The sequence below is a fragment of the Clostridia bacterium genome, assembly GCA_036562685.1.
Classification (GTDB): domain Bacteria; phylum Bacillota; class Clostridia; order Christensenellales; family DUVY01; genus DUVY01.
Window position 1 is genome coordinate 1 of the sequence record DATCJR010000025.1, and the last position, 8,471, is coordinate 8,471.

Consider the following 8,471-nt stretch of genomic DNA (forward strand, 5'->3'; position numbering starts at 1 on the left):
CGGAATAATTATCAGCCCTCATCCGAGAGCAAAAAACAGCACAATCACAGCAGCAAAAATTGTGCTTGAAGCTGCAATAAAAGCCGGCGCACCCGAAAACATTATTGCTTGGATTGACGTTCCTTCTTTGGAAATGACCAATATGGTTATGAAAGAAGCGGACATCATTTTGGCTACGGGCGGTCCCGGTATGGTAAAAGCAGCATATTCAAGCGGAAAACCTGCCTTAGGCGTAGGCGCAGGCAATACACCCGCTATCATAGACGAATCAGCCGATATTGTTTTGGCAGTTAACTCAATTATTCATTCCAAGACATTTGATAACGGAATGATATGCGCTTCCGAACAGTCGGTTATTGTTTTGAAAGAAGTATATGACAAGGTAAAATCAGAATTCAAGGCAAGAGGCTGCTATTTCCTTGATGAAGAAGAAACTCAAAAAGTAAGAAAAACTATAATAATTAACAATGCTTTGAATGCCAAAATCGTAGGTCAATCGGCATATAAGATTGCAACGCTTGCAGGAGTGGAAGTACCTCAAAACACCAAGGTATTGATAGGCGAAGTAGAAAAGGTGGATTTGTCAGAAGAATTTGCGCACGAAAAATTATCGCCTGTACTTGCTATGTATAAGGCAAATGATTTTGAGGACGCTATTTCCAAGGCAGAGCATCTTATTGCAGACGGCGGCTACGGACACACATCATCTCTTTATATCAATGCAGTTACTCAAAAAGAAAAAATCGATGTCTTTTCCGCAAGAATGAAGACTTGCCGTATTTTGATTAATACTCCTTCTTCACAGGGCGGAATTGGAGATATTTATAACTTTAAGCTTGCACCTTCGCTTACCCTAGGCTGCGGTTCATGGGGCGGCAATTCAGTTTCTGAAAACGTAGGTGTTAAGCATCTTCTCAATATAAAAACTGTGGCAGAAAGGAGAGAAAATATGTTGTGGTTTAGAACGCCTGAAAAGATATATATAAAGAAAGGCTGCTTGCCGGTTGCTTTAGCCGAACTCAAAAATGTATTGAACAAAAAGAAAGTATTTATCGTTACAGACAGATTCTTATATACCAATGGATATACAAAATGCGTTACCCAAAGATTAGACGAAATGGGTATTGAGCATACGGTATTTTTTGATGTTGAGCCTGATCCTACATTAAAATGTGCAATGGAAGGCGCAAAATGCATGAATTCTTTCAAGCCTGATTGTATAATAGCAATAGGCGGCGGAAGCGCAATGGACGCAGGTAAAATTATGTGGGTAATGTATGAACATCCTGAAGTTGACTTCATGGATATGGCTATGCGCTTTATGGATATAAGAAAGAGAGTATATACTTTCCCCAAAATGGGTGAAAAAGCATATTTCATAGCTATTCCTACCTCAGCAGGTACAGGCTCAGAAGTTACTCCGTTTGCGGTTATCACTGATCAAGACACAGGCGTAAAATATCCTTTGGCTGATTACGAATTGTTGCCTGATATGGCGATTGTAGATGCCGACCTTATGATGAGCGCACCCAAAGGACTTACAGCAGCGTCTGGTATTGATGCCGTAACACACGACTTAGAAGCAATAGCATCTATGCTAGCTACTGATTACACTGACGGACTTGCATATAAATCATTGAAAACTATTTTTGAATATTTGCCCAGAGCATACGAAAACGGTCAGACCGATGTTGAGGCAAGAGAAAAAATGGCCAATGCTGCTACTATGGCTGGTATGGCTTTTGCCAATGCGTTCTTGGGTGTATGCCATTCTTTGGCGCATAAGCTGGGTGCTTTCTTCCATCTCCCTCACGGTGTTGCCAATGCGCTTATGATCACTCATGTTTTGAGATACAACGCACAAGAAGTTCCTGTAAAGATGGGTACATTCCCTCAATACGACCATCCTAAGACTTTGGAAAAATATGCAGATTTGGCAAGATATTTGGGCTTAAAAGGCAAGGATGATAAAGAATTACTCAACAGCCTTATAAAAGCTATTGATGAACTCAAAGAAAAGGTCGGAATCAAAAAGACAATAAAAGATTATGGCATTGAAGAATCTGAATTCTTGGCTAAGCTCGACGAAATGACCGAACAGGCATTTGACGATCAGTGCACAGGTGCAAATCCTAGATATCCGCTTATGAGCGAACTTAAGCAAATGTACCTGGATGCATACTACGGAAACAATAAAGGGGAATAAAAAATGAAATTAGATAAGGTAATAGCAGTAAGAACTAATAAGACAATATACCGTGACGGCGACAAGGTTATTAAAGTGTTTGATAAGGATTATTCAAAGGCTGATATTCTTAACGAGGCTTTGAATCAGGCTAGAGTAGAAGAAACAGGGCTTAACATTCCCAAAATCTTAGAAGTAACCAAAATCGATGAAAAATGGGCTATTGTTCTCGAATATATTGAAGGCAAGACTTTGGACAGATTGATGAAAGAAAATCCCGAAAAATATGACGAATATCTCAATATGTTTGTTGATTTGCAAGTTTTTGTTCTATCCAAAAAATGCCCTATGCTCAATAAACTAAGAGACAAAATGGATAGAAAGATTTCACAGGCGCCATTGAACGCTACAACAAGATATGACTTGCATACTCGTCTTGCCAGCATGCCAAAAAAAGATAGACTTTGCCACGGGGATTTCAACCCTAGCAACATTATAATTACCAAAGATAATGTTCCGTATATTCTAGACTGGTCGCATGCTACTCAAGGCAACGCCAGTGCGGATGCGGCTAGAACATATTTATTGTTCTGGCTGGCGGGCGATATCACCGGTGCTGACAAATATCTTAATTTATTTTGTGAAAAAAGAGATACTGCAAAACAATATGTTCAGCAATGGATACCTATTGTTGCTGCTTCACAGCTTACCAAAGGAAAGCCTCAAGAAAGAGAATTTTTGATGCACTGGATAGATGTAGTTGACTATGAATAAGGAGGGATGTACTATGTTAAAAGTCAAGATTTGTATAGGAAGTGCGTGTCATCTCAAAGGCTCGCGTCAGGTAGTAGAAGAACTTCAATACCTGATTGACACTAACAATCTGAAAGACAAGGTCGAACTGAGCGGTGAATTTTGCATGAATAAATGCACTAATGAAGGCGTTAATATTTCGGTCAATGATGAGTGTTTTTCGGTTAAGCCTGATCAGGTCAAGCAATTCTTTACAGACGTTATTCAAAAAAGGCTATAAATATAGGTGATCGCTTGAAACTAAAGATATGTGTGGGAAGCTCTTGTCACTTGCATGGCTCTTATGCAGTTATTGAAGAGCTTTCCAAATTGCTAAAAAAATACGGCGTAGAAAATCTAGTAGAAATGGAAGCTAGTTTTTGTATGGGACAATGCCAGCATAGCGTTAATATTACTGCTGACGAAGTCTTTTTACACGACGTAAATCAAGAAAATATTGAAAAGAAATTTTTGGATGAAATATATCCTAAGTTAAGGAACAAATGATAAGTTACCTTGAATTTAAAGATGCAAGGTGTAAAGACTGCTACAAGTGTCTAAGGGAATGTCCGGCTAAAGCGATAGAAGTCTTTAACCACCATGCCAAAATTATAGAACAAAGATGCATTTTGTGCGGCAAATGTACACGTGTTTGCCCGCAAAATGCAAAAAAAGTTCATTCAGAAAGAATTGAAGTAGAAAAGCTGTTAAAAAGCGGTGTTCCTGTTATAGCAAGCGTTGCACCGTCTTTTGTTTCTAGTTTTGAATTGAATGACTTTGGTGCTATGAAGTCCGCTCTTATCAAGCTGGGCTTTTTTGATGCTGAAGAAACAGCGGTCGGCGCCAAAGCGGTATCTGAAGAATATCTGAAAATTTTGGATACAAAAAAATTCAAAAACTTTATAACTTCTGCATGTCCTGCAGTCAATCGCATGATACAGCTTTATTACCCAGATGCTTTGCAATATCTTGCGCCTGTAGATTCGCCTATGATTGCGCATGCCAAGATTCTAAAGAAAAAATATCCAGATTGCAAGATAGTTTTTATATGCCCTTGTATCGCAAAAAAGCGTGAAGCCAAAGAAAGCGGGCTGATCGACGGGGTTTTGGTTTTTGAAGACCTTGTAAGTATGTTAAAAGATAATGGCATACAGTTAGTAGAACAAGGCGAGCAGGATTCAAAAAACGGCAAACCTAACAGAGCGCGATATTATCCGATAAGCAGGGGTATTATAAAATCTTTTTCAAGATATCCCGAAGGTTATGAGTATGTCGCTGTTGACGGTGTTGCAAAATGCACAGAAGTTTTGCAAAACATCAATAGTTTGTCTGGAATGTTTTTGGAATTAAATTCTTGCGAATATGCTTGCATTAATGGTCCTTGCAGTCTAAAAACAGTAGGCGGTTCGGTAAAAGCCAACGAAGCTGTAAGAAGTTATGTTCAGCAGGATTTTAAAAAAGCAAAAACAGAAGATAATTTTGATTACGGTACGATAGATTTTTCCTGCATTAGAAAACGAATAAAGCCAGTTGAATATACGCCTACTGAGCATGAGATAAAAGAAATTTTAGCCAAAACAGGCAAGCTCACGCCTGATGATGAACTTAACTGCGGAGCGTGCGGATATTCAACATGCCGAGAAAAAGCATGGGCGGTAGCCAATGGCTATGCCAATATAGACATGTGCCTGCCTTATATGAGAGAAAGGGCAGAATCCATGTCATATGAAATGATTCAAAACAGCCCAAACGGCATAATTTTGTTAGATAATGATTTCAAAATTTTGGAACTCAATTCCAAAGCAAAAAAGCTATTAGGCATAGATTATACCAATGCAAGAGGAATGTATGCGGCGGATTGTTTTGATTTTAGCGATTTTGTAATAGCCAAATCTAAAGGTCAAAACATACATAACAAAAAGATATATGTAAGCAAAACGGATTCTTATGTCGAGCTAACGATTATTCTTTTAAAAAACCACAGTCTTTTGTACGGCATAATGAAAGATATAACTGAAGAAACAACTTATGAAGAAAAACTCAAAAGCGTAAAAATGGAGACGTTGAGAACAACGGATGAAGTAATAAAAAAGCAAATGCGCGTTGCGCAAGAGATAGCTTCGCTTTTGGGTGAAACGACTGCAGAAACCAAGGTAGCTTTGCTAAAACTTAAAAAAACACTGCAAGAAGAAAACGGTGAAGTAAAATGATTCCGCTGTGTCTAGAATATGGTTATACATCACTAAATCATGTCGGAGAAGAGCTCTGCGGAGATAAGGTTGAATACTGCAAAAACGGAGATAACATCACTCTTGTTTTGGCAGACGGATTGGGAAGCGGAGTTAAAGCCAATATTTTGGCGACATTGACAAGCAAGATATTATGCACTATGGTTTCCAACGGTATCGGAATGGAAGATTGCCTTGAAACAATTTTGCAGTCTTTGCCGGTCTGCAAAGTGCGAGGTATTGCATATTCGACTTTTTCTATAATTAATATTAACACTCAAGGACAAGGTTATCTTATTGAGTTTGATAATCCGCAGGCCATTTATTATCATAAGGGCAGATGTCAGAATTTTGCTAGAACCCAAATGGAAATTTTGGGCAAGACCGTTTATAAAACAGATCTCGATCTGTCCGAAAACGATGTAATAATCATGATGAGCGATGGAGCGATACACGCCGGCATAGGCATGACTCTTAATTTTGGCTGGAAGCGTGAAGACATCATGAACTTCATTGACCGTGCAGTGGACTCGCATATGAGCGCGCGCTGCATAGCTTCGCTTGTGGCAAGCGCATGCAATGACTTGTATCTTGGACAGCCTGGCGACGATACCACTGTGGCGGCGGTAAGAGTTAGAAAAGAGCAAAAAGTCAAAATTATGGTAGGACCGCCCGTCGAAAAAGATAAAGACAATTATTACATCTCCGAATTTTTAAAAGGTGACGGTAAAAAAGTAGTTTGCGGCGGCACTAGTTCATTAATAGTCGCAAGATATCTTAACACCGAAGTCAAAACCGCTTTGGATTTTCCGGACAAAGATGTTCCGCCGATCGGATATATAAAAGGTATTGATTTGGCGACAGAAGGCGTATTGACTTTGAGAAAGCTGCTTAATTTGTGTGAAAAATATATTTCTAACAGTGATTTGTCGCCCAAGTATTTCAAAGAGCAAGACGGAGCATCAAAGCTTGCAGATTTATTGTTTGAAGAAGCTACTCATATCATTTTTTATGTGGGGCAGAGCATTAACGCAGCTCATCAGGGATTGCCTATAGATACCACTATGAAATTAAAGCTGATAGAAACTCTTTCAAACAATCTAAAGCTTATTGGCAAACATGTAGAAGTCTATTATGACTAGTTAAATATTGTCAATATCAAAAAATATAATGTTTTATTAGTCAAAAAATCTAAAAAGTGATAAAATAATGCAAGTTTAAAATTGGTTTTCAAAAGAAGAAATAAAAAGGGTTTTGTAAAAAGGGTTATATAATGGAAGTCAGAAAATTTGATACGAAAGTTCAATTATTAAAATATAAAGTATTAAAAGAAGTAGCCAAACATGCATTTGATGATGACTTATTAGAACATATCAATGATATTCCCAAGACGATAGTTCCCGGCAAACATGCTACCATGCGTTGCTGTGTATATAAAGAAAGAGCAATTTTGTCAGAAAGAATTAAGCTTGCTATGGGCGGAGATAAATCAAATCCCAATGTAATAGAAGTTATTGATATTGCCTGTGATGATTGTCCTGCGGGCGGTTATACTGTTACGGATTCCTGCAGAGGCTGTCTTGCTCATAGATGCGAAGATGTATGCAGAAGAAATGCAATTTCTTTTGACGAACACCAAAAAGCGCATATAGACAAATCAAAATGCGTAGAATGCGGTATGTGCGCAAAAGTTTGTCCTTACAATGCGATCAACAACTTCAAAAGACCTTGTCAATCGGCTTGTAAAGTTAAGGCGATCACTATGGATGAAAACCATGCTGCTAAGATAGAAAATGAAAAATGTATTGCTTGCGGCGCTTGCGTTTATCAATGTCCTTTTGGCGCAATTTCTGACAAGTCGTTTATTTTGGATGTTATAGACATCTTGAAAAAGAGTCAGAATAACACTCAATATAAGGTTTATGCCGTAGTTGCTCCCTCAATTTCAAGCCAATTTACATATGCAAAACTAGGTCAGGTTATATCTGGCATCAAGGCTTTGGGCTTTTATAGTGTAGTTGAAGCAGCTTTAGGCGCTGATATGGTCGCTTATAGCGAAGCAAAAGAACTCGCCGAAAAAGGATTTTTGACAAGTTCATGCTGTCCTGCGTTTGTTGATTATATCAATAAAAACTTCCCGACTTTGGTACCTCATATTTCTCACAACCTTTCACCTGTTGCGACTATTTCAAAATATCTAAAAGAACGCAATAAAGACTGCAAGGTAGTATTTATAGGACCTTGCACTGCCAAAAAGATGGAATTCCAAAAACCCGAAGTTAGACCTTATATAGACAGCGTTATAACTTTTGAAGAGCTGCAGGCGTTATTTGACAGCAGGTCTATGGATATTAATACTCTAGGCGAAGATGTTTTGGACAATGCGTCGTATTTTGGCCGAATCTTTGCTCGAAGCGGCGGTCTTAGAGACGCTGTAAAACAGGCACTCAAAGAAAGAGGAATTACAGACTTTGATTACAAGCCTATTGCCTGCGACGGAATAGAAGAGTGCAAAGTCGCTTTGCTTAAAGCATCGAAGGGTGTTTTAAACGAAAACTTTATTGAAGGCATGGCGTGCGTTAACGGCTGTATAGGTGGTGCCGGCTGCCTAACCCACGGCGAGAAAAACAAGGCTGAAGTTGACAAATACGGCAATGAAGCATTAGAAAAAACTATAACAGACGCAATAAGCGTTTTGAAATAAAAGCGAGTTTAAATGAATATAAATAGAAAGCTGATTAATGTTTGTTAATCAGCTTTTTTTTATACCTTAAAAATAATTTTTATCCCTAAGAATAAAGTTACAATAATTCATAATAAAACAAAATACACCTTGAAAATCATATAGAAATATATTAAAATGAATTTATGATGATAAAGGAGGGAATTATGCGTGAGACAAGGGATATACGTAATATCGCTTTGATTGGACACACAGGAGAAGGAAAAACCACCGTAGCCGAAGCAATGTTGTTTTGCGGAAAAGCAATTGACCGAATGGGCAAAGTGCCTGACGGAAACACAGTAATGGATTTTGACCCCGAAGAAGTTTCTAGGCATATTTCCATCAGCCTTGCGACAGCCAACATCGAATGGGAAGGCTGCAAAATAAATATTATAGACGTTCCTGGTTTTTTTGATTTTGAAGGAGAAATGATAGAAGCACTCAAAGTAGCTGACGGTGCAATAATCGTAACAAGCGCTGGCGGCACTTTGACGGTAGGAACAGAAAAGGCAATAGACTATTGCATAAAAAATCATTTGCC

General features: G+C 38.4%; 8 protein-coding genes. All 8 read left to right on the forward strand.

The window, feature by feature from the left end; translation table 11 throughout:
- A partial coding sequence (gene adhE, locus VIL26_00980; protein HEY8389517.1) for a bifunctional acetaldehyde-CoA/alcohol dehydrogenase occupies positions 1–2,206 on the forward strand: 2,206 nt, incomplete at its 5' end.
- Positions 2,207–2,209: 3 nt separating this feature from the next.
- Positions 2,210–2,959: an aminoglycoside phosphotransferase family protein gene (locus tag VIL26_00985; GenBank protein ID HEY8389518.1), complete on the forward strand. Its 750-nt coding sequence runs from the start codon at positions 2,210–2,212 to the stop codon at positions 2,957–2,959.
- 13 nt (positions 2,960–2,972) lie between these two features.
- Positions 2,973–3,218, forward strand: coding sequence for a (2Fe-2S) ferredoxin domain-containing protein (locus VIL26_00990; protein HEY8389519.1), 246 nt, complete (start codon positions 2,973–2,975; stop codon positions 3,216–3,218).
- A gap of 14 nt (positions 3,219–3,232) precedes the next feature.
- The gene (locus tag VIL26_00995) at positions 3,233–3,484 is read left to right on the forward strand and encodes a (2Fe-2S) ferredoxin domain-containing protein (protein ID HEY8389520.1); all 252 of its coding nucleotides are present in this window, start codon (positions 3,233–3,235) and stop codon (positions 3,482–3,484) included.
- Positions 3,481–5,187, forward strand: coding sequence for a [Fe-Fe] hydrogenase large subunit C-terminal domain-containing protein (locus VIL26_01000; protein ID HEY8389521.1), 1,707 nt, complete (start codon positions 3,481–3,483; stop codon positions 5,185–5,187). Before VIL26_00995 ends, VIL26_01000 begins: the two co-directional genes overlap by 4 nt.
- Complete coding sequence (locus VIL26_01005; protein HEY8389522.1) at positions 5,184–6,347, forward strand: SpoIIE family protein phosphatase; 1,164 nt, start codon at positions 5,184–5,186, stop codon at positions 6,345–6,347. Before VIL26_01000 ends, VIL26_01005 begins: the two co-directional genes overlap by 4 nt.
- Before the next feature lie 131 nt (positions 6,348–6,478).
- Positions 6,479–7,909: a 4Fe-4S dicluster domain-containing protein gene (locus VIL26_01010; GenBank protein HEY8389523.1), complete on the forward strand. Its 1,431-nt coding sequence runs from the start codon at positions 6,479–6,481 to the stop codon at positions 7,907–7,909.
- A 185-nt stretch (positions 7,910–8,094) separates the two neighbouring features.
- Positions 8,095–8,471 (forward strand): GTP-binding protein (locus tag VIL26_01015; protein HEY8389524.1); only part of this gene is annotated, 377 nt, incomplete at its 3' end.

What these genes read in the sequence shown, in the direction of transcription:
- VIL26_01010 (HEY8389523.1), top strand. Translation starts at nt 6,479, where the DNA reads ATGGAAGTCAGAAAATTTGATACGAAAGTTCAATTATTAAAATATAAA.
- VIL26_00990 (HEY8389519.1), top strand. Translation starts at nt 2,973, where the DNA reads ATGTTAAAAGTCAAGATTTGTATAGGAAGTGCGTGTCATCTCAAAGGC.
- VIL26_01000 (HEY8389521.1), top strand. Translation starts at nt 3,481, where the DNA reads ATGATAAGTTACCTTGAATTTAAAGATGCAAGGTGTAAAGACTGCTAC.
- VIL26_01005 (HEY8389522.1), top strand. Translation starts at nt 5,184, where the DNA reads ATGATTCCGCTGTGTCTAGAATATGGTTATACATCACTAAATCATGTC.
- VIL26_00985 (HEY8389518.1), top strand. Translation starts at nt 2,210, where the DNA reads ATGAAATTAGATAAGGTAATAGCAGTAAGAACTAATAAGACAATATAC.